25 protein-coding genes and 2 other annotated features are annotated in these 25,654 nt (G+C 31.1%); of the genes, 19 read left to right on the forward strand and 6 right to left on the reverse strand.

What is annotated here, in order from left to right; genetic code table 11:
• Position 1: 1 nt before the first annotated feature.
• The 8 genes from ACQRC6_RS01650 (at position 2) to ACQRC6_RS01685 (ending at position 8,367) form a co-directional block, all read left to right on the forward strand.
• Positions 2–1,801 (forward strand): thiamine pyrophosphate-binding protein, encoded by a 1,800-nt coding sequence (locus ACQRC6_RS01650; RefSeq protein WP_427847441.1) that lies wholly within the window; start codon positions 2–4, stop codon positions 1,799–1,801.
• An 80-nt stretch (positions 1,802–1,881) separates the two neighbouring features.
• A complete protein-coding gene (locus tag ACQRC6_RS01655) occupies positions 1,882–2,376 on the forward strand; it encodes a TRAP transporter small permease (protein WP_320850330.1) in 495 nt (164 codons plus the stop codon).
• Positions 2,377–3,672, forward strand: coding sequence for a TRAP transporter large permease (locus tag ACQRC6_RS01660; protein WP_427847442.1), 1,296 nt, complete (start codon positions 2,377–2,379; stop codon positions 3,670–3,672).
• Positions 3,673–3,680: 8 nt separating this feature from the next.
• Entirely contained in the window at positions 3,681–4,727 is a 1,047-nt protein-coding gene (locus ACQRC6_RS01665) for a TRAP transporter substrate-binding protein (protein WP_320850332.1), read from the forward strand.
• Positions 4,728–4,743: 16 nt separating this feature from the next.
• Complete coding sequence (gene aroE / locus ACQRC6_RS01670; protein ID WP_320850333.1) at positions 4,744–5,613, forward strand: shikimate dehydrogenase; 870 nt, start codon at positions 4,744–4,746, stop codon at positions 5,611–5,613.
• 101 nt (positions 5,614–5,714) lie between these two features.
• On the forward strand, positions 5,715–6,539 hold the full coding sequence (locus ACQRC6_RS01675) for a sugar phosphate isomerase/epimerase family protein (RefSeq protein WP_427847443.1): 825 nt from the start codon (positions 5,715–5,717) through the stop codon (positions 6,537–6,539).
• A complete protein-coding gene (locus tag ACQRC6_RS01680) occupies positions 6,539–7,471 on the forward strand; it encodes a hydroxymethylglutaryl-CoA lyase (RefSeq protein ID WP_169968002.1) in 933 nt (310 codons plus the stop codon). The genes ACQRC6_RS01675 and ACQRC6_RS01680 overlap by 1 nt, the downstream gene beginning before the upstream one ends.
• A 35-nt stretch (positions 7,472–7,506) precedes the next feature.
• The gene (locus ACQRC6_RS01685; RefSeq protein WP_427847444.1) at positions 7,507–8,367 is read left to right on the forward strand and encodes an isocitrate lyase/PEP mutase family protein; all 861 of its coding nucleotides are present in this window, start codon (positions 7,507–7,509) and stop codon (positions 8,365–8,367) included.
• Between the two features lie 222 nt (positions 8,368–8,589).
• Here ACQRC6_RS01685 and argH read toward each other — a convergent pair whose 3' ends face one another.
• Together argH and ACQRC6_RS01695 are read right to left on the reverse strand one after the other, a co-directional pair.
• Positions 8,590–9,966, reverse strand: coding sequence for an argininosuccinate lyase (gene argH, locus ACQRC6_RS01690; RefSeq protein ID WP_427847445.1), 1,377 nt, complete (start codon positions 9,964–9,966; stop codon positions 8,590–8,592).
• Position 9,967: 1 nt separating this feature from the next.
• Positions 9,968–11,188: an argininosuccinate synthase gene (locus tag ACQRC6_RS01695; RefSeq protein ID WP_427847446.1), complete on the reverse strand. Its 1,221-nt coding sequence runs from the start codon at positions 11,186–11,188 to the stop codon at positions 9,968–9,970.
• Between the two features lie 76 nt (positions 11,189–11,264).
• Positions 11,265–11,461 (reverse strand) — a binding site (T-box leader).
• Positions 11,462–11,652: 191 nt separating this feature from the next.
• Positions 11,653–11,851: a binding site (T-box leader), on the forward strand.
• A gap of 76 nt (positions 11,852–11,927) precedes the next feature.
• Between ACQRC6_RS01695 and ACQRC6_RS01700 the strand changes: the two genes are divergently transcribed.
• Genes ACQRC6_RS01700 through ACQRC6_RS01710 form a run of 3 tightly spaced genes read left to right on the forward strand, consistent with a single transcriptional unit; the run spans position 11,928 to position 14,251 of the window.
• Positions 11,928–12,737: a transporter substrate-binding domain-containing protein gene (locus ACQRC6_RS01700; RefSeq protein ID WP_293557999.1), complete on the forward strand. Its 810-nt coding sequence runs from the start codon at positions 11,928–11,930 to the stop codon at positions 12,735–12,737.
• Positions 12,738–12,744: 7 nt separating this feature from the next.
• The gene (locus tag ACQRC6_RS01705) at positions 12,745–13,542 is read left to right on the forward strand and encodes an amino acid ABC transporter permease (RefSeq protein WP_427847447.1); all 798 of its coding nucleotides are present in this window, start codon (positions 12,745–12,747) and stop codon (positions 13,540–13,542) included.
• Complete coding sequence (locus tag ACQRC6_RS01710; RefSeq protein ID WP_427847448.1) at positions 13,529–14,251, forward strand: amino acid ABC transporter ATP-binding protein; 723 nt, start codon at positions 13,529–13,531, stop codon at positions 14,249–14,251. The genes ACQRC6_RS01705 and ACQRC6_RS01710 overlap by 14 nt, the downstream gene beginning before the upstream one ends.
• Positions 14,252–14,421: 170 nt before the next feature.
• Here ACQRC6_RS01710 and ACQRC6_RS01715 read toward each other — a convergent pair whose 3' ends face one another.
• Both ACQRC6_RS01715 and ACQRC6_RS01720 read right to left on the reverse strand, forming a co-directional pair.
• Positions 14,422–16,269, reverse strand: coding sequence for an ABC transporter ATP-binding protein (locus tag ACQRC6_RS01715; protein ID WP_427847530.1), 1,848 nt, complete (start codon positions 16,267–16,269; stop codon positions 14,422–14,424).
• Positions 16,256–17,992 (reverse strand): ABC transporter ATP-binding protein, encoded by a 1,737-nt coding sequence (locus tag ACQRC6_RS01720; RefSeq protein WP_427847449.1) that lies wholly within the window; start codon positions 17,990–17,992, stop codon positions 16,256–16,258. Before ACQRC6_RS01720 ends, ACQRC6_RS01715 begins: the two co-directional genes overlap by 14 nt.
• A gap of 146 nt (positions 17,993–18,138) precedes the next feature.
• Here ACQRC6_RS01720 and ACQRC6_RS01725 point away from each other — a divergent pair, with 146 nt between their 5' ends.
• Both ACQRC6_RS01725 and ACQRC6_RS01730 read left to right on the forward strand, forming a co-directional pair.
• Positions 18,139–18,378, forward strand: a complete 240-nt coding sequence (locus ACQRC6_RS01725; RefSeq protein WP_427847450.1) for a CDIF630_02480 family spore surface protein — start codon at positions 18,139–18,141, stop codon at positions 18,376–18,378.
• Between the two features lie 41 nt (positions 18,379–18,419).
• Positions 18,420–18,971: a phosphatase PAP2 family protein gene (locus ACQRC6_RS01730; RefSeq protein ID WP_427847451.1), complete on the forward strand. Its 552-nt coding sequence runs from the start codon at positions 18,420–18,422 to the stop codon at positions 18,969–18,971.
• Here ACQRC6_RS01730 and ACQRC6_RS01735 read toward each other — a convergent pair.
• Entirely contained in the window at positions 18,945–19,397 is a 453-nt protein-coding gene (locus ACQRC6_RS01735) for a nucleoside deaminase (protein ID WP_427847452.1), read from the reverse strand. The genes ACQRC6_RS01730 and ACQRC6_RS01735 overlap by 27 nt on opposite strands.
• A 106-nt stretch (positions 19,398–19,503) precedes the next feature.
• On the opposite strand from ACQRC6_RS01735, the gene selD reads away from it, so the two are divergent.
• From selD to ACQRC6_RS01760, 5 genes are read left to right on the forward strand one after another with little or no spacing between them, the layout of a single operon-like run.
• Positions 19,504–20,523: a selenide, water dikinase SelD gene (selD, locus tag ACQRC6_RS01740; protein ID WP_427847453.1), complete on the forward strand. Its 1,020-nt coding sequence runs from the start codon at positions 19,504–19,506 to the stop codon at positions 20,521–20,523.
• Positions 20,524–21,099 (forward strand): sulfurtransferase-like selenium metabolism protein YedF, encoded by a 576-nt coding sequence (gene yedF, locus ACQRC6_RS01745; protein ID WP_427847454.1) that lies wholly within the window; start codon positions 20,524–20,526, stop codon positions 21,097–21,099.
• Positions 21,093–21,353: a DUF3343 domain-containing protein gene (locus ACQRC6_RS01750; RefSeq protein WP_427847455.1), complete on the forward strand. Its 261-nt coding sequence runs from the start codon at positions 21,093–21,095 to the stop codon at positions 21,351–21,353. Before yedF ends, ACQRC6_RS01750 begins: the two co-directional genes overlap by 7 nt.
• Positions 21,350–22,492, forward strand: a complete 1,143-nt coding sequence (locus tag ACQRC6_RS01755) for an aminotransferase class V-fold PLP-dependent enzyme (RefSeq protein ID WP_427847456.1) — start codon at positions 21,350–21,352, stop codon at positions 22,490–22,492. The genes ACQRC6_RS01750 and ACQRC6_RS01755 overlap by 4 nt, the downstream gene beginning before the upstream one ends.
• A gap of 9 nt (positions 22,493–22,501) precedes the next feature.
• Complete coding sequence (locus ACQRC6_RS01760) at positions 22,502–23,380, forward strand: DegV family protein (protein WP_427847457.1); 879 nt, start codon at positions 22,502–22,504, stop codon at positions 23,378–23,380.
• 43 nt (positions 23,381–23,423) lie between these two features.
• On the opposite strand, the gene ACQRC6_RS01765 is transcribed toward ACQRC6_RS01760, so the two are convergent.
• A complete protein-coding gene (locus tag ACQRC6_RS01765; RefSeq protein ID WP_427847458.1) occupies positions 23,424–24,749 on the reverse strand; it encodes an MATE family efflux transporter in 1,326 nt (441 codons plus the stop codon).
• 129 nt (positions 24,750–24,878) lie between these two features.
• Here ACQRC6_RS01765 and ACQRC6_RS01770 point away from each other — a divergent pair, with 129 nt between their 5' ends.
• Positions 24,879–25,619: a gamma-glutamyl-gamma-aminobutyrate hydrolase family protein gene (locus tag ACQRC6_RS01770; RefSeq protein ID WP_427847459.1), complete on the forward strand. Its 741-nt coding sequence runs from the start codon at positions 24,879–24,881 to the stop codon at positions 25,617–25,619.
• Positions 25,620–25,654: the final 35 nt, after the last annotated feature.

A 25,654-nucleotide genomic window follows, 5' to 3' on the forward strand; every position in this document is an offset into this window, starting at 1 on the left:
TATGAAAAAACTAATCTCGGAAAAGTTAGTTGAATATTTAGAAAATAGAGATACAAAATATGTATTTGGACTTTGTGGACATACTGTAATAGCAATGCTTGATGCCCTTGAAAAGAGTGAAAAGTTAAAATACATCTCTGTAAGACATGAACAAATTGCATCTACTGCTGCCGATGGCTACGCAAGAGCTACGGGTAAGGCAAGCGTTGTTATGTGCCACTTAGGACCAGGACTTACAAATGCAACTACTGGTGTTGCAAATGCTCAAGCCGATTCAATACCAATGGTAGTTATTGCTGGAGATGTTCCAAGCTATTATTTTGGAAAACATCCTCACCAAGAAGTAAATCTTCACGCAGATGGAAGCCAATATGAAATTTACAGACCTTTTGTAAAAAGAGCTTTCAGAATTAATACTCCAGAATTATTTCCAGAAATACTTGATAGAGCATTTAGACTTGCTGAATCTGGAAGACCAGGACCAGTATTGATTTCTGTTCCAATGGATATGTTCTCAAGAGAATTAGATACAAGATTTTTCGAAAGAGTTCAAAATAATAACTTAAAAACAATTAGACCATCACTTGAAAGAGAAACAGCTAAGAAGATTGCAAAATTATTAGTTGAAGCTGAAAGACCTATTATACATGTAGGTGGTGGAGTTATTTTATCAAAAGCAACAGAAGAGTTAAAAGAACTTGTAGAATACCTTGACATACCTGTTTCAAGAACACTTATGGGACAAGGAGCGCTTTCTGACAGACATCCATTAATGTTAGGAATGACAGGCTTTTGGGGAACTGACTTTATAAATAATAAAACTTCAAATGCTGATGTTATTTTAGGTCTTGGAACAAGATTTGCAGAAGCAGACTCTTCATCATGGTATAAGGGAGTAACATTTAACGAAGATAATACTAAATTTATACAAATAGATATTGCAGAAGAAGAAATTGGAAGAAATTATCCTCTTGAAATTGGAGCTGTTGCAGATATTAAGTTAGCACTTCAAGAAATTATTAAAGCAGTAAAAGAAATTTCAGGACCAATAGAAAGAAAAGGTTTAAAAGAAGAAATAGCTAAATTTAAACATGATTTTAAAGAAGCAAACAAAAAAATTGAAAACGACCTTAGATTCCCAATGACTCCACAAAAAATATTAAAAGATGTGAGAGAAGTTTTACCAGAGGATGCAATTATTTGTACTGATGTAGGTTGGAATAAAAATGGAGTAGGACAACAATTTGACATAGTAAATCCAGGAACAATAATGCATCCAGGTGGATTCGCTACTATGGGATTTGGTTCCGCAGCACTTTTAGGAGTAAAACTTGCAAAGCCTGATAAGAAAGTTATTACATTAATCGGAGATGGCGGATTTGGAACAAACCCTTCCGTACTAGCTTGTGCTAAGGAATATAATATTCCAGTCGTATGGGTAGTTATGAATAATTATGCATTTGGAACAATTGCTGGACTTGAAAAAGCTCACTATAATCACAATTTTGGTACTGTATTTAAGATTGATGGACAACCTTATAATCCTGAATGGGCAGACATTGCCAAAGGTTATGGCATAAAAGCTAAAAAAGTAAAAAGTGCTGAAGAATTTAAAGAAGCTTTTGAAGAAGCATTAAATTCAAATGAACCTTATTTATTAGATGTGCCTATGGAAAATATACCAGTGCCAACAGATGGAATATGGAATATTAATGATATTTACACTCCTAAAGATAATATCTTCGAAGGACACTTGATGTCAGGAGAAGCTACAAGATCCAGTCATGTAAGCACAGATTAATAATATAAATGTTTATATTAAATAACCAATAAAAGAAAGGGAGAAAGAATTTCTTTCTCCCAAAACAAAAGAGGTGAAAAATGTTAAATAAACTTGATAAAAAATTTGAAGAGAGCATATTATGCGTTTTATTAGTTATTATGACTATTATATTGGGAATTCAAATTGTAGCAAGATATGTTTTCGGGAATTCTTTAGCTTGGTCTGAAGAGTTAGTTAGATATTTGTTTGTATGGTCAGCTTTTTTAGGTGTTCCATACTGCATAAGAAGAAAAGCATCAATAAAAGTAGATCAATTTAGAAGAATGATGCCCGTAGGTGTTCAAAAGGCATTTAATTATATAGATAAAATAATTATTTTTGTATTGTTTTTAATAATAGCTTTATTTTCCTTTGATGTAATAAGAAGTACTTACATAAGCGGACAAACTTCTGCAGCTATGGGAATTCCTATGTGGATAGTTCAGTCTTCTGTTTTTGTAGGTTCAGTGCTTTCAATGATAAGAATAACTCAAAACTTTATTGATTTAATAAAGGGAAGAGATAGTTTTGAGGAAGAGAAACAGGAGGCTTAAATGACTATAGCAAGTATATTTATATTATTTTTAGCTTTAATATTTTTAGGGATTCCTATAGGAATGATATTGGCGACATTGGGAATACTACCAAACTTGATAGATCCTTGGTTTTCTGCTGACCCTCAATATATTATTAGAGCGATGATAGGTGGAGTTAATAGTTTTCCAGTATTGGCAGTTCCAATGTTTATTTTATCTGGAAATCTAATGGCAAAGGGAAAAATTAGTGAAAAACTATTTAATTTCTTTTCATTTTTTATAGCAAACAAGACAGCAGGACTTCCAATAGCAACAATTGTAACTTGTCTATTCTATGGAGCAATATCTGGTTCAGGGCCAGCTACAACTGCTGCAGTAGGAGCAATGGCGATTCCTGTTTTAACTAATCTAGGTTATGATATCGTTTTTTCTACGGCTCTTGTTGCGGTAGCTGGAGGACTTGGAGTTATTATACCTCCTTCAATACCATTTATATTCTATGGACAAAGTGCTGGAGTATCTGTTGCAGATATATTCGTGGCAGGTGTAGTTCCAGGATTGTTAATTGGATTATGTCTAATGATTTATTCTTGGTATTACTGCAAAAAGAATGGAGAAGATAAAGAAAAATTACAAGCTTATGAAAAAGAAGTAAAGAAAGATGGTTTTATAAAGCTATTTTTAAATAGCTTCTGGGCATTATTATCTCCAATAATAATTTTAGGTAGTATTTATACTGGTGTAGCTTCTCCAACAGAAGCCGCAGTTATTTCAGTTTTTTATTCTTTAATTGTTTCAGTTTTTATTTATAAAACGATAAAATTGAAAGATTTTATAGAAATATTAAAAGAATCTGTAGGTACTTATTCAACAATATTATTTATTATTGCAGCAGCTACTGGATTTGCCAGAGTTCTTACATTCATGAAAGCGCCTGAAATAATAGCAGGATTTATAACAAATGCAGTTTCTTCTAAGATTGCAGTTTTATTAGTTATAAACCTAGTGTTGTTATTTGTAGGAATGATTATGGATACAACTCCAGCAATATTAGTATTAACACCAATATTGCTTCCAATAGTAGTAAGTTATGGAGTAAATCCAATACATTTTGGTGTAATGTTAGTTGTAAACTTGGCAATAGGATTTGTAACGCCACCTCTTGGAATCAACCTCTTTGTTGCTAGCTCATTGACGGGTGTAAAAGTTGAAAGCATAGTTAAAAAAGCAATTCCATTTATAATAGCATTTTTAATTGCTTTACTCTTAATAACATTCATTCCAAAAACAAGTTTAATTTTATTAGGAGGTTGAGAATAAAAATGAAAAAGAAGATTATATGTATTGCATCTTTACTAATGATTATTCCTTTAACACTTACAGGCTGTTTAAGCACTGAAGAGAGAAGGGGAGAAGCAAAAGAAAAAGATGTATATGAATTATCAATAGCAATAGATTCACAAGAAGATACTGTAACAGGTATTTTTATGAATAAATTTGCTGATTTACTAGAAGAAAAATCTAATGGAAGAATGAAAATTAATAGATTTCCAAATTCACAACTAGGCGGAGACGGTGAAATAACAGAAGCTGTTCAAAATGGAAACATAGCATTTGTTGTTCAAACTACAGCTCCACAAGTTTCCTTTGTTCCTGAAGCAGCAATATTTGATGCTCCAATGGCATTTAAAAATCTAGAGGTTGCAAGAAAAGTTCTTGATGGCAAGCTAACAGATAAACTAAAGGATTACTATGCTAAGAAAAAACTTATTTTATTAGGCTTTGCAGATCAAGATTTCAGGGTAATGTCTTCAAATAAAAAAGTTGAAAAAATGAGTGATTTAAAAGGTATAAAAATAAGAACGATGGAAAACCCAAATCACATTGCATTTTGGAAATTAGTAGGGGCAAACCCAACACCAATGGCTTGGTCTGAAGTTTATATAGGATTACAACAAGGCTCTATTGATGCTCAAGAAAATCCAATAGAGACAATTGTTGCAAGTAAAGTATACGAACAACAAGATGATGTTATATTAACAAATCATATTCTTCATACATTATGTTTAATTGGTTCACCTTCTATAATAAATGAATTACCTGAAGAACTTCAAAAAATCATTTATGAAGCAGCAGATGAAGCAAAAGTATATGCTAGAAAAATGACAGATGAAAGAAATGAAGGCAGAGTTCAAATTATTAAAGATAGTGGAACAAAAATAATACCTTTTAACGAAGAATTATTTAATGATATGAGAACTGCAAGTGAACCAGTATGGAAATCACTAGAAGAACAAATAGGAAAAGATCTTGTCGATACTTTAAGAAGTGAAATTGATAAGGCGGAAAAAGAATTAAATATAAATTAAATAAGGAGAAGAAAATATGACCAATAGAATACAAGGAACTACTAGACTTGTTGGACTTTTAGGAAAGCCAATCAGGCATAGCAGATCTCCACATATGCATAATTCAGCCTTTGAATTTTTGAAAGAGGATTTGGTTTATTTATGTTTTGAAATTGAAAATAAAGATTTAGAAATGGCTTTAAATGCTTTAAAAACATTTGATGCAGTTGGAGCAAATATAACTTATCCCAATAAGCAAGAAGTATTAAAGTATTTAGATGAAATTGATGAAGCTGCAGAAATAATTGGATCTGTAAATACAATATCAATTGACGATAAGACTAAAAAGATAAAAGGTTATAACACAGATGGATTAGGTTTTATTGAATCTCTTGAAAAAAGTGGAATTCAATACAAAGGCAAGAAAATGGTTCTAATAGGCGTTGGAGGAGCAGGAAGAGCAATTGCTATACAAAGTGCATATTCTGGCGTTGGAGAACTTGTAATAAAAGAGTTAAATAAAGAAGTAGCTGATGAAGTTATAAATACTATAAAATCAAGAATTCCAAAATGCAATGTTAAATTGCTTTCAAATAATGAAGATGAATTAAAAGAAGAACTAAAAAATGCTGATTTATTTGTAAATGCAACTCCATTAGGCATGAAGGGAAATATTGATGCTTGTTCAATATCTTCATGCGATATAATCACAAATCCTAATACCTTTGTATATGATATTGTTTATGAACCAAAAGAAACAAAGTTCATGAAATTTGCAAAAGAAGCAGGTTGTAAGACTTGCAATGGTATCAATATGATGCTCTGGCAAGGTGCATTAGCATTTAAGATTTGGACTGGTAAAGATATGCCAATTGATTATGTAAAAAAAGAATTGGGATTGGAATAGTCAAAATTTGATTCATAAAAAACATAGTAACAATTAGTATAGTTGGCACTAGATATAGTGCCTCTATGTATTTAGGCATATTTTTATAAGGAGGATATAGTATGACTTTTGAATATTCGCTAGCACAACTCACTGTTTTAGAAACTTCACCTGTTGAAATTGCAAAAATTGCAACAGAATGTGGTTATGATTATGTTAGTTTAAGACAAATTTATATGGGTGTTAAAGGCGAAAAAATTTATGATTTAAGAAAAGATAAAAAATTAATGCAGGAACTAAAGGGAATTTTAAAAAACACGGGGCTCAAAGTTTTAGATATAGAATTAGCAAGAATATTTGATGGTGTAAATATAAAAGATTATGAACCTGCTATGGAAACCTGTAGAGAACTTGGCGGAAAGCATATTTTGTCATCTATATGGACTGATAACAAAGATTTTTACACAGAAGAATTTGCGAAACTTTGTGATTTAGCAAAAAGCAATGGACTAACAGTTGATGTAGAATATGTGCCAATAGCAGGAGTTAACAACTTGAAACAAACAGTAGAATTGTTAAATGATGTTAACAGAGATAATGCTGGTATAATGTTAGACATGCATCACATTCATAGAGCAGGAGATAATACAGAAGATATAGCTAAAATTCCTAAAGAATGGTTCCATTTTGCACACTTATGTGATGCAAGTGGAGAGATTCCTAAAGAAAAAGAAGAAATGATTAGAATAATGAGAGAAGCTAGGGATTATGTTGGCGATGGTGGAATAGACATTGCTTCTATACTAAATAGCATGCCAATAGTTCCTTACTCCATTGAATTACCAAATAGTGCTCATATAAAAGAATATGGCTTAAAAGGACATGCTCAAAATTGCTTAGATAAAGCAAAAGCATATTGTAATAAATTTGTAAAAGGGAGGGAATAATGGAAAAAGAAAGAGATGTAATACTTTGTGAGGTTGGATTAAGAGATGGTTTACAAAATGAAAAATCTTTTCTTACAACGGATGAAAAAGTTGAAATTTTAAACAAATTAACAGATGCGGGCTTTAAGATAATAGAAGTAGGTTCTTTTATGAGTCCAAAAGCTGTACCTCAAATGGCAGACACAGATGAGGTATTTAAAAAAGCAAAATTAAAACAAGATGTAGAGTATAGAGCTTTAATAGCTAATTTAAAGGGTGTTGAAAGAGCAATTGATTGTGGATGCAAAAAAGTTAAATTAAATGTTTCTGCAAGCTATGCTCATAATATTGCTAATTTGAATATGACTCCAGAAGAAAGTGTTAATGGTTTTAAGGATTGTGTAAAACTTGCTAGAGAAAATAATATTGAGGTTTCAGGATCAATATCTATGCCTTTTGGTTCTCCTTGGGAAGATGAAATTCCTATGAAAGATATAGAAACTATTATTGAGGCATATTTAAAAAATGATATTAATGAACTATCACTTTCAGACGCTTCAGGGTTAGCAAATCCTCTACAAGTAAAAGAGATAGTTAGACATGTGAAAAACAAATATAAGGATGTTAGTTGGATATTGCATTTTCATAATACTAGAGGATTGGGAATTGCAAATATACTAGCAGGTTTAGAAGAAGGAGTTAAAAAATTTGACACTTCTTTTGCAGGATTAGGAGGATGTCCTTTTGTTCCTGGTGCCGCAGGTAATGTATCCACAGAAGATGTTTTGAATATGTTTAACCAAATGAAGATTAACACAGGAATAAATATTGATACAGTAATTGAAATTGGACAAAAAATAAGACAAAAGGTAAATCATGATGTTGGAAGCTATGTATTAAAGGCTGGAAAATCAGATGATTTAAAATTAGAACTTCCTAAGAAAAAAAGTTAGATTTTAGTGTAATATGAAAGAAAAAGGTGTTAAGAATGACAAAAACTAAAAGATTGAGAGATTTAATTAACGGGAAAGACGCTGTAGTAGCTCCATGCGCATTTGATGCTTTATCTGCAAGATTAATTGAGTATAGCGGATTTGACTTAGTTGCAACAACTGGTTTTGGAATGCATGGCACAATGCTAGGCGTACCTGATAATGGGCTTTTAACATTTACAGAAATGCTAAGAATGTGTAGAAATATGTCCAGTGCTATTGATATTCCAATGATGGCAGATGCTGAAGGCGGATATGGCAATGCAATTAATACAAGTAGAACCATAACAGAATTTGAAAATGCTGGAGTAGCAGGACTTTTTATAGAAGATCAAGTTTTACCTCCAAATTGTCCTTATATAAAAGGAACTAGATTGATTCCAGTAGAGGAAATGGTAAGTAAAATAAAAGCAGCTGTTGACGCAAGAAAAGATCCTAACTTTGTAATAGTTGCAAGAACTGATGCACCTTTTGAAGAAGCCGTTGAAAGATTAAATATATTTGCAGAAGCAGGAGCTGATATGGTTAAGCCAATGCCTCACTCAAGGAAAGAATTGGAAGATTACCCTAAGTATTTAAAGGCACCAATTCATTTAGGATTCACTTATGGAAAGGAAACAACGAAGGGAATAACAGCAAAAGACTGTGGTGAAATGGGATATAAAATTATTACATTCCCATTTGCACAATTAATGTCAAGTGTATCAGCTCAAATTGCTATATTAGATGAAATTAAAAAGAATGGAACTGATGAAGCATTTTACGAAAAAATGATTTCATTTGAAAAGTATTTAGATACAGTAAATATTGATAAATATAATGAAATGGATAAAAGATATATGTTTAATTTAGATTAACATAAAGAATAATATCCTAACCCAATAGTATAATCTAACCAATTGTGGTGCAAATAGCGCCACAATTTTTTTAATAAATTTTAAGTATTTTCTTCTATATATTGTATGAAATCAACAAATTTTATTATGTTTTCAAAAAAACTTTTAAGTTTGTAATAAAAAACTGACCTTTTAAAGTTAGATTTTAACTCTAGTTTTGTGGGTCAGTTCACTTATTTGAAATTATTTTATTTTACTTATAAAATTTTTTAAATTATTTATTTGAATATTTACTGCATCCTTTGCAGGACCACCATAGACATTGCGATTTTCTAAAGATTTTTCTATTGTTATAAAATCATAAAGATCTTTTTCAAAAACTTTGTGAAATTCTTTATATTTTTTTAGACTTATATCTTCAAGTTTTAAGTTTTTTTCTATTGAATAATTAACAATTTGACCAACTACGCTATAAGCTTCACGAAAAGCTATGCCCTTTAATACTAAATAATCAGCTAAATCTGTTGCATTTAAAAATCCTTTTTCAGCAGAATTTTTCATTTTTTCCTTATTAATATAAATTGTATTTAAAATCCCCTTCATAATTTTTAAAGAATTAAAAACTGTTTTTATTGAATCAAAAAGAGGTTCCTTGTCTTCTTGAAAATCCTTATTATAAGAAAGAGGCGTGCCCTTTAAAACTGTAAAAAGTGCGAATAAATCTCCATAACATCTACCGCTTTTGCCCCTTATTAATTCAGCCATGTCAGGATTTTTCTTTTGAGGCATTATACTTGAACCAGTAGAAAATTTATCAGAAAACTTAACAAAATTATATTCACTACTGGAAAAATAAATTAGTTCTTCACAAAGTCTTGAAAGATGAGTCATAATTACTGAATTATTAAATAAAATTTCAAGTACATAATCTCTATCAGAAACGGAATCCATAGAATTTTCTGTTGGCTTTTTAAAGCCCAATAATTTTGAAGTCATAAATCTATCGATGTTAAAACTTGTTGTAACAAGAGCACAGCTTCCAAGGGGATTTTCATCTAATCTATTAAAAGTATCTTCTAATCTATTAAGATCCCTACAAAACATTTGGGCATAACTTAAAATATAATGAGCAAAAGTTGTTACTTGAGCATGCTGCATATGAGTGAAACCAGGCATTATTGTTTCTATATTTTTTTCTGCTAAATCAATAATTGTTTCAATTAATTCCAATAACTTTATTTTTATTTCTTTCAATGATTTTTTAGAATATAATCTTAAATCTAAGGCACATTGATCATTTCTTGACCTAGCTGTGTGAAGCTTTTTCCCCACAACACCCACTCTTTTTGTTAGTTCATTTTCCACAAAAGAATGGATGTCTTCTTCCTTTAAATTAATTTCAAGTTTTCCTTCTTTTATTTCGTCTAAAATATTTTGAAGTTCGCGTGAAATAATTTTTTCTTCGTTTTGCGTTATTATTCCAACTTTACTGAGCATTTTTACATGAGCAAGAGAACCTATTATATCTTCCTCAAATAAAATTTTATCGAAGTCAATGGACTTATTGAATTCATGTGTAAAATTTTCAAGTCCGTCTAAGTGACTGCCCCATAAATACATATTAAACTCCTTTATTTATCTTAGCATCAACAACTGTAGATAGTGAATATAAATTAATAAATCCTTCGGCATCCTTGTGAGAATATAAGTTTTCTGCACCATCTCCAAAGGAAGCCAAGTCCTCGTTATAAAGTGAATATTTAGAGCTTACTCCTGCTGGGATTATATTTCCCTTGTAAAGTTTTAGTTTAACCTTACCAGTTACATTTTTTGAAATTTCGTTGCTAAAGGCAAGTAGACCCCTTAAAGAATTTGAATACCATTTTCCATCGTAGACAAGATCGGCAAATTTAATTGATAAATAATTTTTAAGATGTGCTGAATCTTTGTCTAAAGTGATGGATTCCAAAATTTCAAGTGCCTTATATAATATTGCTCCACCTGGATTTTCGTAAACTCCACGGCTTTTCATTCCCACAAGACGATTTTCAACTATATCATCAATACCAATTCCATTTTCACCGCCAATCTTATTCAAATATTTTAAAAGATTTGCAGGTGTCATTTTTTCTCCATTTACTGCAGTAGCTTCTCCACTTTGAAATTCAATTTCTAAGTCAAAAACTTCATCCTTTGCCTTCATTGGCGATACTGAAAGTTCTAAAATTTTATCATAATCTGGATAATTTTCTGGATTTTCAAGATCAAGACCTTCATGGGATAGATGCATTATATTTAGATCTTTAGAATAATTTGTTTCCCTTGAAATTTTAAGTGGAATATTGTGTTCTTCTGCGTAATCAATTTCCTCTTCACGAGATTTTATATCCCAAATTCTCCAAGGTGCAATTATTGGCATTTCTGGTGCAAAGTGTTTTATTCCCATTTCAAAACGAATTTGATCATTACCTTTACCAGTACATCCGTGACAAATAGCATCACAATTTTCTTTTTTTGCAATTTCAACTAGTGCTTTTGCTATTAGAGGTCTTGCTGTTGCAGTTCCGAGAAGATAATTCTTTTCGTACTTTGCACCAATTTTTAAAGTTGGAAATACAAAGTCTTTAACATATTCATCCACAAGATCTACTATATAAATTTTTGAAGCTCCTGTTTTTATTGCCTTTTCTTCAAGACCTTCAATTTCAGTTTTTTGTCCAACATTTCCAACGACTGCTATAACTTCGCAGTTATAATTTTCCTTTAGCCATGGAATTATTATAGATGTGTCAAGACCACCTGAATATGCTAGGGCAACTTTTTTATAATTATTATTTTTCATTTTTTTCCTCCAAATTTCAAAACTTTAAAATATCTTACAATTGAGACTCAAAAAAAGTATAAAAAAATCGCCCCTATAAAGGGACGAAAATCGTGGTACCACCCAAATTTGTATATTTCTATACCTCAAAAACTATAACGCGTAACCGTGCAAATCTAAATATCGAGATGCAAGTTCCAAGCTCCTATTCAAATTATCCTCCCTATTTTCTCTCACCAAACGAAAATTCTCTTAAAGTCTTAGATAATTTTACTCGCTCTTCAAAACTTTTATTGTTTGATATCCTAACAAGATAAATCATATTTGTCAAGAAGAATTAAAAAAAATTTTTATTTTTTCATTGTAAAATTTTTTTATCTATTAAAGGCAACAAATAAATGTAATAAAAATAAATCGACAAAAATTTTTATTTGAAAAAATTTAAAAAAATTCTTGACAAATTCAATTTAGCATAGTAAAGTATTTAGAAATCAATGAAGTGGAAAAAAAGTATTCCTATAACTTTTTTAGAGAGCAAGGTTAGGTGAAAGCTTGTAAAGGGAAAGAATATAATAGAACCACAGAGATTCTGTAAGGAAATTAGTATTTACAGAGGTTAACTGCCTTAAAGTTTTGAGATATCTAAAAGATAATTAGAGTGGTACCGCGGACTTCGCCTCTTTCATAGAGGCGATTTTTTTATACTTTTTTTAGTCTTAATTGTGAGATATTGCAAAGTTTTAAAATTTGGAGGAAAAAAATGAAAAAAATAATAAGTATATCAGTAATAGTTTTAGCTGCCCTTATTTTATTTGTGGCATTATTTTTAAATAAGTCTAATGGTAATTCTAATGCAAGAATAAATGATATTAAAAAATCTGGGAAAATTGTAATGGGATGTAATGCAAACTATCCACCTTTTGAATTTCACAAAAACATTGATGGAAAAGATAAAATTGTTGGATTTGATGTTTTCATTGCAGAAGAAATTGCAAAGGATCTTGGAGTAAAACTTGAAATCTCAGATATGGAATTTTCATCTGTGCTTGCAAGTTTAGACTCTGGCGTAATTGACCTTGCCCTTTCTGGAATTTCAAAGACTCCTGAAAGAGAAAAATCAATTTTATTTTCAAAGGTTTATTATGACCCAAAAAATTATTTATTAGTAAATTCTAAGGATTTAGGAAAATATAAAGATGAAAAGAGTGTTGTTGATTTAACTATTGGAGTTCAGACAGCGACAGTTCAAGAGGAAATTGCAAAAAATTTAAAGATTAAAAATATTGTTTCACTACCAAAGACACCAGATTTAATTGCACAATTAAATCAAGGCTTGATCGATGGAATAATAGTTGAAAAAAGTGTTGGAGATAATTATGAACTTTCCAATAAAAATTTAAAGATGGAAAATAGTTTTTATTTTAAGGCTGAAACTAGCGGAACTGCTATTGGTCTTAAAAAAGGCGATGACGAACTTTTAGAAGTAGTAAACAAAACGCTAGACCGATTAGAAAAGGAAGGCAAGCTTGAAAAATATTATGAAGATGCACTAGAACTTTCAACAAAGTAGGTGTTTCATGGAAAATATATATAAACTGGAAAATAAAAAACTTTCAAAAAATAATATAATTAATTATTTAGTAATTTTTGCCTTTGTAATTTTTATCTTTATATTTGGCAATTTAATTATAAATTTTTTTAACACGACAGTAGAAATTTTTGAAAAGTACAGCTCCTATTATATAAAGGGACTTTTGACTACTATTTCACTTTCCCTTATATCTGTAATTTTAGGTTCTATATTTGGATTATTTTTATATTTGATGAAATCTTCGGAAATAAAAAGTCTAAGTATCTTTGCAAATTTATACATTGAAATAATAAGAGGAACTCCAATGCTTACTCAAGTATTTTTTGTATTCTTTGGACTGGCAAGTATTATAAATTTTAAAAGTTTTGGAATTTCAATTTCATCCTTTGCTTATGTAACAGGAGTTATTGCAGTGAGTTTAAACTCTGCGGCTTATGTATCTGAAATTATTAGAGCTGGTATAAATGCAATTGACAAAGGTCAAATGGAAGCGGCAATTTCTCTAGGAATGAAAAAATCTTTAGCAATGGAGGAGGTTATTCTTCCACAAGCTACAAAAAATATACTTCCAGCTCTTGCAAATGAATTTATTGCAGTAATAAAAGAGACTTCAATTATATCTACAATAGGTGTTACAGATATTATGTACAATGTAAACTTAGTTAGAGGTTCATCTTATAAATCTTTAGAGCCACTTATAATTGGATCAATGCTTTATTTTGCAATTACTTTTACTCTTACGAGATTACTAAAATTTGTGGAGGGGAAATATGATAAAAATTGAGAATTTATATAAATCCTTTGGAGATAAAGAAGTTTTAAAGGGAATAAACTTAGACATCAAAGATTCAACTGTTACAACAATAATTGGAGCAAGTGGATCAGGAAAATCAACTCTCCTTCGTACAATTAATCTCTTAGAAAAGTGTGATGATGGAAAAATCTTTCTCGATGGTTATGAAATAACTGGTGCAAATCCCAATTTAGAAAAAATAAGATTAAAAATTGGAATGGTTTTTCAAAACTTTAATTTATTTCCCAATAAATCTGTAATTGAGAATATTACTCTAGCACCAATAAAAGTTAAAGGTGAAGATGAAAAATCTGCAAAGGAAAATGCAATTGCCCTTCTAAAAAGTATGGGTTTAGAAGATAAAGTGTACGCCTATCCAGACTCTCTATCTGGAGGTCAAAAGCAAAGGGTTGCCATAGCAAGAGCTCTTGCAAATAAACCGGAGGTACTTTTGTTTGATGAACCAACATCAGCCCTTGATCCAGAAATGGTAAAAGAAGTTTTAAATGTAATAAAAGCCCTTGCAAAAAGGGGTCTTACTATGATAATAGTAACTCATGAAATGGGTTTTGCGCGAGAAATTTCTGATAAAATTGTATTTATGAAAAATGGCATCGTAGAAGATATAGGTGATCCAAACTATATCTTTTATGAAACAAAAAATGAAAACACGAAAAAATTTTTACAAGCTGTATTGTAATTAAAAATTCCTTAGAAAATTAACTCTAAGGAATTTTTTTGTACATATATTGTATTTATAGCCTATCATTTTTAGGAAGGCTATACTTCATAAATTTTATTATAAATTAGTTTTTGTTCTTGATTTTTATAGTCTGCGTAAAATCAAAAGTCTATTTTATGACTTTAGTTCTATTCATTGTCGAAGCCGCCTGTGTAGAGGTTGTAATAAATTCCTTTCTGTTCAAGTAAGTCTTTATGGTCTCCTCTTTCTACAATTTCTCCATTTTGTAAAACTATTATTACATTGGAATTCATAATTGTTGAAAGTCTGTGGGCGATTACAAAAGTTGTTCTGCCTTTCATAATTTCGTCCATTCCCCTTTGCACAATTTTTTCTGTATGAGAGTCTATGGAGGAAGTTGCCTCATCGAGAATCATTACTGGTGGATTAAAAATTTCTGCTCTAGCTATGGATAATAGTTGCATTTGACCTTCAGACAATTCGCCGCCTGCTCCAGTGATAATTGTGTCGTAGCCATCCTTTAGATTTTTTATAAAATTATGGGCGTTAGTTCTCTTGGCAGCTGCAATAGTCTTTTCCATGTCAACTTCATCTACGGAATAATTTATGTTTTCTGCAATTGTACCTGTAAATAAATGTGTATCTTGAAGGACCATACCAAGTGATGAGCGAAGGTCTTTCTTTCTTATTCTCTTTATATCGAAGCCATCAAAGGTAATTTCACCACTGTCAATGTCGTAAAATCTATTTATTAAGTTTGTGATTGTGGTTTTTCCTGCACCAGTTGCACCAACAAAGGCAACTTTTTGCCCTGGTTTTGCATATAGATTTAGATTTTTAAGAATCTTATTCTTGCCGTCATAGGAGAAGGACACATCATTAAATTTAATGTCGCCCGAAAGTTCTCTGTATTCATCTGTGGTAAGGTCATGCCAAAAATATTTTTCTTTTCCATTAACTTCACGTACAACTTTTTCTACATCACCAGAATAGTCTTCGGGACTAACTTCTAAGAAGTCAAAAATTCTTCTTGCGCCTGCAATTGCAAGAACAACGGAGTTTATGTTGCCGCCGATTTGACCCATGGGACCTGTAATAGTTCTTGATAATTGTAAGAAGGATGCAACTACCCCGACAGTAATACCAAAGCCGCCGTGTACTGCCATTAGTCCACCGATTAATGCAAATAAAATGTATTGAAAATTTCCAATTCCAAAAATCATTGGAAAAAGGAAAAGTCCCAATCTATTTGCAATCATCGTGTTTTTCATAAGTTCGTCATTTATAATTTTGAAGTCTTTTTTCGCAGCTTCTTCGTGATTAAAAACTTTTATGACTTTTAGTCCGTCAGTCATTTCTTCGATGTATCCATTGGTTTTTGCTAGAGAATTTTGTTGGCTCATAAAATAATGAGAGGATTTTCCGCCAATTACATTCATTACAAAAATCATAAGTCCAACTGTAAGAATTATTATGAGAGACAAAAATACAGATTGAGAAAACATGGCAATTAAAACCATTGTTATTGTCATAAGTGATGATACAAAAGAAGGAAAAGATTGGGAAATCATATCTCCAAGTGCTCTTACATCATTTGTATAATAACTCATAATGTCACCGTGACTTTTGCTATCGAAGTAAGATACGGGAAGAGATTGCATCTTTTTGAACATCATCTTTCTAATTTCGCCAAGAGTGTTCTCGGAAATGTAAACCATTAGTCTTGAATATGCAAAGGATGAGAGCACACCAATTGCCAAGAATAAAGACATTTTAATTAGCAAGTCCAAGAGATTTGAAAAATCAGGGACATCAGTTTTTAAAAGTGGTAGTACATAATCATCTATTAAAAATCTCATGAAAAGTGAAACGGAAATCGTGGCAAAGGATGAAATTATTACAAATAAAGAAACTGCTAGGAGTTTATATTTATGTCTTTTAAAAATAAAGGAAAATAATTTTTTTGCTGCATCTTTATTTTCTGGAGATGTAATTTTTGTCTTATTCTTTCGCATCAAAATCACCGTCGCTTTCTTGAGTTTCATTGATTTCTTTATAAATTGGACTATTTTTAATTAAATTTTCGTGTGTTCCAATGTTCTCTATTTCACCTGAATCCATGACAATGGTGTAATCCGTATTTTTTAGTGATTTAATTTTTTGTGAAATCAAAATTTTTGTCATATCCGGCCTTAAATTGTTTAGAGAATTAATTATTTTTTCTTCGGTTTTATTGTCTAGGGCTGAAGTTGAGTCATCCATAATTAAAATTTTCGGGTTTTTTAAAATAGACCTTGCAATAGAAATTCTCTGTTTTTGTCCACCAGAAAAGTTAGTGCCACCTCTTTGTACAGTCATGTCGAGATCCTTTTCTGGATCAATGAAGTCGTCGCACGATGCAATGTAAAGTGCCTCTTTTAATTCTTCATCGGATAAATTTTCATTAGCCCATTTTAAATTTTCACGAAGTGTGCCAGTGAATAGTTGATTTTTTTGTAAAACGACAGATACTTGGTCTCTAAGAGCTACGAGATCATAATTTCTAACGTTTTTTCCACCAACATATACTTCGCCACTTGTAGTGTCAAATAGTCTTGCTATTAAACTTATGAGAGTGGATTTACCAGATCCTGTTGGACCAATTATGCCAACATAGTCTCCAGAGTTTATCTTTAAATTAATATTTTCTAAAACTGATTTGTCTAAATCACCTGAATAAGAAAAATAAACATTGTCAAAAACAATTTCTCCATTTTTCACTTCACTTACAGCATTTTCAGGACTAAATATAGATGGTTTTGTGGAAATTACTTCATTTATACGAACAATTGAATTTCTAGCGATGGTAATTTGTACGGTAATCATTGAAAGCATCATAAGTGAAATCTGAATTTGAATTGCATAAGTTACAAGACCTGTTAGCGCACCCGTGCTCATGTTTCCAGCCACGATGAAATGACTACCAAGCCATGCAATTAAAATAGTCATAAGATATGTGGAAAAATTCATAAGTGGATTTGTAAAGGCAAGAAGCTTCTCCGCCTTGATGTAATTATTTTGAAGTTCATCAGAAATATCATTAAACTTTTTTATTTCCTTATCTTCTTTTACAAAGGACTTAACAACTCTAATTGCAGACAAGTTTTCTGATACATCCGTGTTTAATTTGTCTGTGATTTTAAAAACTCTTTCAAAAATTGGGTAGGCTCCCTTGATAATAAGTCCCATTCCAGTGGCGATTAGTGGAATTATAATTACAAAGGTTGGAGCAAGTTCTTTGGATAGTTTAAAACTCATGACGAAGCAAAAGATGGTTGTAAGAGGTGCCCTTATTGCCATTCTAGTAGTCATTTGGAATGCCATTTGTACCATTTGCACATCAGTAGTCATTCTAGTGATGAGAGTTCCCCTCTTGAATTTGTCCATGTTTTCAAAGGAAAAATTTGTAATGTTCTCAAACATGGAGTAACGCATATTTTTTGCAAGCCCACTTGAAGCCTTTGTAGCAAGATAACCTGAAATTATACCTGTTGTAAGAGAAATTGCCGCAAATATAAATAATATAATGCCAAAATGAATTATATTTTTACTTGAATTTTTTAGTATGCCTTGATCAATAATTTTTGTCATGTAAAAGGGAATTGATGTATTCGTTAAAACTTCTAACAAAACAAAAAAAGGCGAGAGCACTGCATACTTTTTGTACTCGCCTAAATTATTAAAAATAATTTTTAACATATAACACTTCCTAAATTCTATTTAATTTTGATACATATATACCCAAAATAATTTTGTCAAACACTTTACTAAAAATATTATAATACTTTACTTAAATGAATTGTATTTAAACTTTATTTGTAATAATATATATATGGAGGGATATTATGACGGACGATAAAAAAGAAAAAAATTTAATTGAAAATTCAAAGACTCTTTCTGATTCAAAAAAGAAAGAAATGAAAGCAAACATGGAGCAACAAAGGGAAATAAAACCCGAAGATAGACCAGATTCTGATGTATATGCTAAAACTGAAGGGAAAGATCCAAAAACGGGAATTGAAATCCCAACAGATGCAGAAGTTGAAGAAGCTAAAGAATGGGTTGACAAAGAAAATAGAATGTAAAATATGGCCTAATGATAGGCCTTTTTTTACGAGAGGTGCAAATGGATAAAAAATTTTTAGATTGGCTCCTTAGCATAAGGACTAATACATTAAATAGATATATGATTGCAATTACACATCTTGGCACAGGTGGTGCTATTTGGCTATTTACAATATTTATTCTATTTTATCTTGGCTTTCGAATTGAAAGCATAAATATAGCTTTAGCACTATTTTTTAACGGAATAGTATGCAATTTACTTTTAAAGAATATTTTGAAAAGAAAAAGACCTTCTTGGATTTCAAAGGTCGAACTTTTGATAAAGAATCCAACAGACTTTTCTTTTCCATCGGGTCACGCATCTTCATCCTTTGCCGCTGCACTAACTATTTATTTTTATTTTAGAGGTATGGGAATATTTTTTCTAGTTGTTGCAACATTAATTTCACTATCAAGAATTTATCATTTTGTACATTATCCAAGTGATGTAATAATTGGGGCAATGCTTGGAATGATAATTGCTATTTTAACAAAAAATAGTTACGATAAATATATTTTAGAATTTTTGCAAAATAATGCTACATTTTTATTTAGACCTATTCCTAAGTTCTAAAAAAAATTCGGTAATTAGATTTGCACATTCTCTTTCGCAAATACCAGACTCATAACTTATATTGTGATTAGTTATGAGTTTTTCTATTTTCTGATGAGAAACAACTGCTCCAAATCTTTTGTTTTTAGCACCAAAATACAAATTTCTAATTCTAGAATTTAAAATTGCCCCCACACACATTAGACATGGCTCTAAAGTTACATAGATGTCTGAGCCTTCCAAGTGATAGGAATTTAAATTTTTAGAGGCCATATTTATCGCCATAATTTCTGCATGAGCAATGGGGGATTGAAGTTCCTCTTTTTTGTTGTATCCATATCCAATTATTTTATTATTTTTTACTATTACACATCCAATGGGCACATCATCTGATAAAAGTGATTTCTTTGCGTAATGGATTGCCTTTTTCATATATTTAATTTCCATAAAATTATTATATCAAATAAATTTTTCAAATGTGTGTAGGACCTTTACTTTTATAAAAGTTTATATGAAAAATCATCTCTGTGATATAATATTTAAAGGTGATAAAATGTCAGAATTAAATTTAGAACTTGAAGTTTGTGGCGGATGCAATGAAAAAATTGGAGTCAAAGATTTAACTAGCATTCTAAAAGATTTAAGGCCCTATAAAAGAGAAGAAATAACTGTGGGTTTTGATAAAAGAGATGATGCTTGTGTATACAAAATAAACGAGGATATCTCAATTGTTGAGAGCTTAGACTTTTTTTCTACAATGGTAAAAAATCCCTACGACTTTGGAAGGATTGCTTCAACAAATGCAATTTCTGATATCTATGCAATGGGTGGAGAGCCAAAATTTGCACTAAACATAGTTTGTTTTCCAGAGGAAGAGAATCTCGAAATTTTAAGGGAAATCCTTCGAGGTGCAAGTGATGTTTGCAGAGAAGCGGAGGTTTCCATAACGGGCGGACATTCTATTCACGATAAGAAGATAAAGTTTGGTCAATGTGTGACGGGAATTGTTAAAAATAGTGAAATTTGGAAAAACAATGGTGCAGAAGTGGGAGATTATTTTATTCTGACAAAACCACTTGGCGTGAGTCTTGTTATGAGCGCCTATTCCGTAGGCATGACATCAGAAAATAATTACATAGAAGCAATAAATAAAATGACTACATTAAATAAATATGCAGCAGAAATTTTAAAAAGATATGAGGTTTCCTCTGTTACAGATGTTACAGGATTTGGCTTAATAGGTCATTTAGATGAATGCACTGAAAATTCTGTGGAAATTTTTGCAGATGAAATAAATTTTTTGCCAGGAAGTTATGAAGCTGCCAGTGAATTTTTATTTACTGCAGGAGGACAGAGAAATAGGAAGGCACTAGAAGATGAAGTTGTCTTTACTTTCGATGATTTTGCCCTAGAAGAAGTTCTATTTGATCCACAGACTTCAGGTGGTCTTTTATTTGCAGCAAAAAAAGAAGAAGCAGATAAAATTTTAGATGAAATGAAAAAAAATGGAATTCCAGCTTTTTATGTTGGTCGTGTAATTCCAAGGGAAAATAAAAAATTCAAGGTGATATAAATGGAAATTGATGCAAGAGGATATGCTTGTCCAAAGCCAGTTATTATGACTAAAAGGGCAATTAGCAAAAGCAATGCAGAAGAATTATTAATAAAAGTTGATAACGAAGTTGCAACAGAAAACTTGAAAAAGATGGCAGACCAATTGGGATATAAGGCAAGTGTTATTGAAAATTCTAAAAGTGATTATGAAGTCCATCTTAAAAAAATGGAAGATGTTAAAAATTTTGAAAATAATAATGACGAGTATGTAGTGATTTTTTCATCAGACAAACTTGGTATTGGCGAAGAAGAATTTTCCAAAAAATTAATGGAATCTTTCACTTATTCCCTTTCAGAAGAAGATAGACATCCAAAATATATTTTGTGTTACAATTATGGAGTTCATTTAACAACAATAAATGAAAAAACTGTAGAAGATTTCAAAAATTTAGAAAAAAAGGGCACGGAAATTTTATCTTGTGGACTTTGCCTTGAAAACTATAAATTAAAAGATAAATTAAAAATTGGCGAAATAACAAATATGTATAGAATTTGTGAAATAATGACAAATTATAGAGTTGTAAAACCATGTTAGAATACTATATCTTGACCTTTGATTCTTCAAATAGATCCATTAAGGCAGAGAGGATCCTTCGAAAAAACAAATTAAGGGCGAGGGTAATTCCTGTTCCGGAAGAACTTTCAAAGGGTTGTGGATTTTGTATAAAGCTAGAGGGTGAAATAAAGGTTGCCAAAGAATTTTTGAAAGAAAAAAATATTTCTCCAAAGGGAATATATAAGCTCAAAGAAGATTCTGTAAGAAAAATTACAAAGATTGGTGAAAAATGATTTACTTAGATAATTCATCTACTACACTTATAAAACCAGATGTGGTTTCAAGGACTTTATACGAAGCTATTGCAAGCCAAAAATTTTCAAATCCTTCTCGTGGATTTTACCAAGAGGCGATAAATTCCAGCGAAGGAGTTTATGATGTAAGAGAAATTATAGCGGAATTTTTTGGAGTAGAAGACCCACTAAATATTGCCTTCACGGCAAATGTTACTACTTCACTAAATTTAGTTTTAAATTCACTTTTTAAAAGTGGCGACCACATAATTACAAGCGTAACGGAACACAATTCTGTTTTAAGACCACTATATCAACTTGAAGATAGAGGTGTTGAGCTTTCCTTTATAGACATTGATGAAAATTACAATTTAAAATTAAAGGAACTTGAAAATTGTTTAAAAGACAATACTAGGGCAATAGTTATAACTGCCGAGTCCAATGCAAGTGGAGTCCAAACTGATTTAGAATATATTTACGAATTTGCAATAGCCCATGACCTTTTAGTAATTATTGACGGAGCACAAGTTGCAGGAACTGCAAAGATAAAATTTAACGAGAGAAAGTATCCAAAATTAATTTTTTGCATAACGGGACACAAGGCTCTTTTTGGACCAACAGGGACTGGAGCAATAATAGATTTGTCAGGGGAAAAATTTAAAAATGTATTTACTGGAGGCAGTGGGGTAAATAGTTTTCATAGATTTAATCCCGTTGAGATGCCAGATGTTTTTGAATATGGTACAATTAATTTCCACTCAATATTGGCACTTGGTGCAGGAGTAAAATTTATCGACGAAATTGGAATAGAAAGAGTTTCAAAAAAAATTCACGCATTGCGACAAAAGCTTTTTTATGGTATAAGAGAAACTCCAGGGATAAAATTATTTTCAAATGAAAAGGATTCAAGCATAGTTTCCTTTAATTACAAGGATTACCCATCTTCTGAAATTTGTAGGAGAATGTATAAAATAAATAAAATTGCCTCTAGGGGTGGAATACACTGTGCACCACTTTTTCACGAGAGAGTTGGAACAAAGACAAGGGGCATAGTGAGGCTATCACTTTCCTATTTTAACACTGAGGACGAAATAAATAAGACAATAGATACAATAAAAATAATAGCAGAGACTAGCTAGGAGGGAAAAATGACTTTTAAAATAATATCCGACTCTTCATGCGATTTAGACAAAGAAACGCTGGAGGAACTAAGTGTAGATGTTTTAAAAATAAAAAGTATAGACGAAAATGGCGAAGACTTGCCCGAAGAAATTACTAATCAAGAAATTTACCAAGATATGAGAAATGGAAAATTTTTTAAGACAAGTCAAATTACTTATTATGAGTACTTAAAAAAATTCGAAGAGCTTGCGGGAAAAGGAATTGACATCATTTGTATGACACTTTCGTCTGGACTTAGCGGAACTTTTCAAAATGCTTACATGGCAAAAAAAGATATTGAAGAAAAGTATAATGTAAAAATAAAAGTTTATGACTCTCTTGCGGCATCAGTTGGCTTTGGTCAAATAACCTATTTCGCAGGACTAGCTGCAAAAAATGGGGCGAGCTATGAAGAAGTGTCAAGGTTTATAGAATTCTTGATCGCAAACACAAAGCATATTTTTACAGTTTTTGATTTAAAATATCTTTACGAAGGCGGCAGAGTTTCAAAGACAAAGGCAAGAATTTCAAATGTCTTAAATATCCTTCCAATATTAGAAGTCGATGAAGAGGGAAAACTTTATGTTTCCGATGTAGTTCGTGGGAAAAATAAGTCCTATAAAAGAATGGTAGAAATTATTTCTGAAAAATCCACCTCAGATGGAAGTGATATAATTTTTCCAGTTTATGCAGATGACAGAGAAATTTTAAATCCATTAATTGATAAATTAAAAGACAAAGGGTATGATAAATTTTTGTGCCTAGAGATAGGTCACACAATTGCAGTGCATGTTGGTCCAGACATCTGTGGTCTAGCCTATTTAAAAGAAAATATTCCAGAAGAATTCAAAAAGTATTTAGATTGAAAAGAATAAACTTAAAGAGAAGTCAAAACTATTGACTTCTTTTTTAATTTAAACTTCTGAAGTTAAGGTTTTTAGTCATCTTTTTTAATGAATAAAGGGAGATTAAAAATACTATAAATTCAGACACAAAGGCTCCTAGAAATAAATATCTCGTTCCCAAAATTTTTACGCAGAGATAAATAGAAATAAATAGAGAAATAGATCCTCTAACAATATTTATTATAATTGAATATTTTGGGTTTCCAATAGCGGAAGAAAGTGATGCGATAAACAAATTGCTTCCTGCTAGGAAAAACATCAAAGCATAAAGCTTTAGTGGTCTAATAGAAGATGAAATCATGGTCTTATTTTCTAAAAACATATTGAATAGTTTTTCTGCGCCAAAAAAAGATATTGCATACATTATAATTGCAATTATAGATATAAAAATGAAGCTCATTTTTATAATTTTTAAACTTTTCTCTCTTTCCTGTGATCCGTGATAGTAGGATAGAAGAGGAAGAGTGCCGTGGCAGACTCCTTGGAAAGTTGAGTTTGCAAAAATAGACATATAATTTATAACTGCGTAGGCAGATAAAAATTCTGCGGAGATGTATTTTATTACAAATAGATTGAAAATGAAGACAAAGGTAGCTGTATTTAGTTCCGATATAAATTCGCCAAAACCATAGGCTATTGTGGTTTTTAAATAATCAAAAATTTCTTTAGCACTCATTTTTATTTTCATAAAGCGAAGGTAGCCCTTGGTAGATCTAAAGTGAATAAAAAATATAACACAAGATAGAAATTGTGCAATGCCTGTAGCCAAGGCAGCACCTTTTACACCCATTTGAAACTTGTCAATTAAAATATAATCTAAAATAATATTTGTAACGCAAGCGGAGATTGCTCCTAATATGGCAGTTCTAGGATATCCATCTACCTTTACCAAAACTTCAAAGGCATAAGAAATTATATAAAAGGGAGAGAAGAACACGATTACAGACAAATATTGGTGTGAAAGTGGAAATAAATTAGAGTCAGCACCCAAAAAAAGAATGATTTTATCCATAAAAATTAGTGCAAAAAAAGCAAGAAGAACTGCAAAGGCAAGTATAAAAATGATTATAAAAGTGAAAACTTTATTTGCCTTATCTCTATTTCCCTTGCCAAGTTCAATACCAATTATAGTTTGAGACCCAACGCCAGTTATAATAGCAATAGCAAAGAGAAAGTTTACATATGGAATTACTATTGTTACAGCAGATAATTCTAATTCGCCTGCAAAATTTGCAACAAAAAATCCATCGACAATTGTGTAAATTGAAAAGACCCACATGGCAATTATTGATGGGATCACAAATTTGAAAAACTGTCTTCTTAAGTTCATAAAACACCTCTAATTTTTTAATTATATATCAGCATAAAATTTGAATCAATAAAACAAAGAGATCTTATATATTACCAAATTTTTCATCTCTTTGATATAATAAAGATATTAAATTACGGGAGGAAGATTATGAAACCAATTATAGGAATTTCTGTAAACTCACTTAGAGACATTTCTCAAAATGATGTTGGACAAATTGGAGTGGAAGGTCAAGATTGGCAACTTATTGCAGCTGATTATATTAGAGCTATCGAAAAAAATGGCGGCGTGCCAATATTAATACCAAATGTAAAGAACTTGGAAGACATGAGAATTGTGCTAGACAAAGTTGACGGATTGCTTTTATCTGGTGGACACGATGTAAACCCAAGGACTTATAATGAAAGAAACAGTGGAAAAGCTGGAAAATTTGACAATCTTAGAGATCATGAAGAAATTTTCATGACACAGTATGCACTTGAAAGGGATATTCCTTTTCTTGGAATATGTAGAGGTCTTCAAATTTTAAATATCACTTTAGGAGGAACTATTCATCAAGACTTGCCATCAGCAGGTTTTCCCGCACATTCAATGAGCAACTCACTTAGAAATGAACCATCACATTCAATAAATATTATAGAGGGTTCTCCACTTTATGAAATTTTTGGAAGAGATGAAATTTGGACAAATTCCTACCACCATCAAGGCATAAATGAACTTGGCAAAAACTTAAAAAAAGCAGCACTTTCAGAAGAAGGACTTGTGGAAGCTGTATATCTCGATTACAAAAAGTTTGCCTTAGCAGTTCAATGGCATCCAGAAATGATGTACGACGATAAAGGTATGAATAAAATTTTTGAAAAATTTATTGAAGCTTGTAAGAAAAATTAATAAAAAATCGAAAGAACCCTTGTTTAGAATTCTAA

The organism is Peptoniphilus sp. SGI.035 (genome assembly GCF_050315115.1).
Taxonomy (GTDB): Bacteria; Bacillota; Clostridia; order Tissierellales; family Peptoniphilaceae; genus Peptoniphilus_A.

Excerpts from the sequence above, each read along its gene's own strand:
- ACQRC6_RS01675 (WP_427847443.1), top strand. The coding sequence starts at position 5,715 with ATGACTTTTGAATATTCGCTAGCACAACTCACTGTTTTAGAAACTTCA.
- ACQRC6_RS01680 (WP_169968002.1), top strand. The coding sequence starts at position 6,539 with ATGGAAAAAGAAAGAGATGTAATACTTTGTGAGGTTGGATTAAGAGAT.
- ACQRC6_RS01685 (WP_427847444.1), top strand. The coding sequence starts at position 7,507 with ATGACAAAAACTAAAAGATTGAGAGATTTAATTAACGGGAAAGACGCT.
- ACQRC6_RS01700 (WP_293557999.1), top strand. The coding sequence starts at position 11,928 with ATGAAAAAAATAATAAGTATATCAGTAATAGTTTTAGCTGCCCTTATT.
- ACQRC6_RS01725 (WP_427847450.1), top strand. The coding sequence starts at position 18,139 with ATGACGGACGATAAAAAAGAAAAAAATTTAATTGAAAATTCAAAGACT.
- ACQRC6_RS01705 (WP_427847447.1), top strand. The coding sequence starts at position 12,745 with ATGGAAAATATATATAAACTGGAAAATAAAAAACTTTCAAAAAATAAT.
- ACQRC6_RS01710 (WP_427847448.1), top strand. The coding sequence starts at position 13,529 with ATGATAAAAATTGAGAATTTATATAAATCCTTTGGAGATAAAGAAGTT.
- yedF (WP_427847454.1), top strand. The coding sequence starts at position 20,524 with ATGGAAATTGATGCAAGAGGATATGCTTGTCCAAAGCCAGTTATTATG.
- ACQRC6_RS01650 (WP_427847441.1), top strand. The coding sequence starts at position 2 with ATGAAAAAACTAATCTCGGAAAAGTTAGTTGAATATTTAGAAAATAGA.
- ACQRC6_RS01730 (WP_427847451.1), top strand. The coding sequence starts at position 18,420 with ATGGATAAAAAATTTTTAGATTGGCTCCTTAGCATAAGGACTAATACA.
- ACQRC6_RS01720 (WP_427847449.1), bottom strand. The coding sequence starts at position 17,992 with ATGTTAAAAATTATTTTTAATAATTTAGGCGAGTACAAAAAGTATGCA.
- ACQRC6_RS01760 (WP_427847457.1), top strand. The coding sequence starts at position 22,502 with ATGACTTTTAAAATAATATCCGACTCTTCATGCGATTTAGACAAAGAA.
- ACQRC6_RS01765 (WP_427847458.1), bottom strand. The coding sequence starts at position 24,749 with ATGAACTTAAGAAGACAGTTTTTCAAATTTGTGATCCCATCAATAATT.
- argH (WP_427847445.1), bottom strand. The coding sequence starts at position 9,966 with ATGTATTTATGGGGCAGTCACTTAGACGGACTTGAAAATTTTACACAT.
- ACQRC6_RS01695 (WP_427847446.1), bottom strand. The coding sequence starts at position 11,188 with ATGAAAAATAATAATTATAAAAAAGTTGCCCTAGCATATTCAGGTGGT.
- ACQRC6_RS01750 (WP_427847455.1), top strand. The coding sequence starts at position 21,093 with ATGTTAGAATACTATATCTTGACCTTTGATTCTTCAAATAGATCCATT.
- aroE (WP_320850333.1), top strand. The coding sequence starts at position 4,744 with ATGACCAATAGAATACAAGGAACTACTAGACTTGTTGGACTTTTAGGA.
- ACQRC6_RS01660 (WP_427847442.1), top strand. The coding sequence starts at position 2,377 with ATGACTATAGCAAGTATATTTATATTATTTTTAGCTTTAATATTTTTA.
- ACQRC6_RS01770 (WP_427847459.1), top strand. The coding sequence starts at position 24,879 with ATGAAACCAATTATAGGAATTTCTGTAAACTCACTTAGAGACATTTCT.
- ACQRC6_RS01735 (WP_427847452.1), bottom strand. The coding sequence starts at position 19,397 with ATGGAAATTAAATATATGAAAAAGGCAATCCATTACGCAAAGAAATCA.
- ACQRC6_RS01655 (WP_320850330.1), top strand. The coding sequence starts at position 1,882 with ATGTTAAATAAACTTGATAAAAAATTTGAAGAGAGCATATTATGCGTT.
- ACQRC6_RS01665 (WP_320850332.1), top strand. The coding sequence starts at position 3,681 with ATGAAAAAGAAGATTATATGTATTGCATCTTTACTAATGATTATTCCT.
- ACQRC6_RS01715 (WP_427847530.1), bottom strand. The coding sequence starts at position 16,269 with ATGCGAAAGAATAAGACAAAAATTACATCTCCAGAAAATAAAGATGCA.
- ACQRC6_RS01755 (WP_427847456.1), top strand. The coding sequence starts at position 21,350 with ATGATTTACTTAGATAATTCATCTACTACACTTATAAAACCAGATGTG.
- selD (WP_427847453.1), top strand. The coding sequence starts at position 19,504 with ATGTCAGAATTAAATTTAGAACTTGAAGTTTGTGGCGGATGCAATGAA.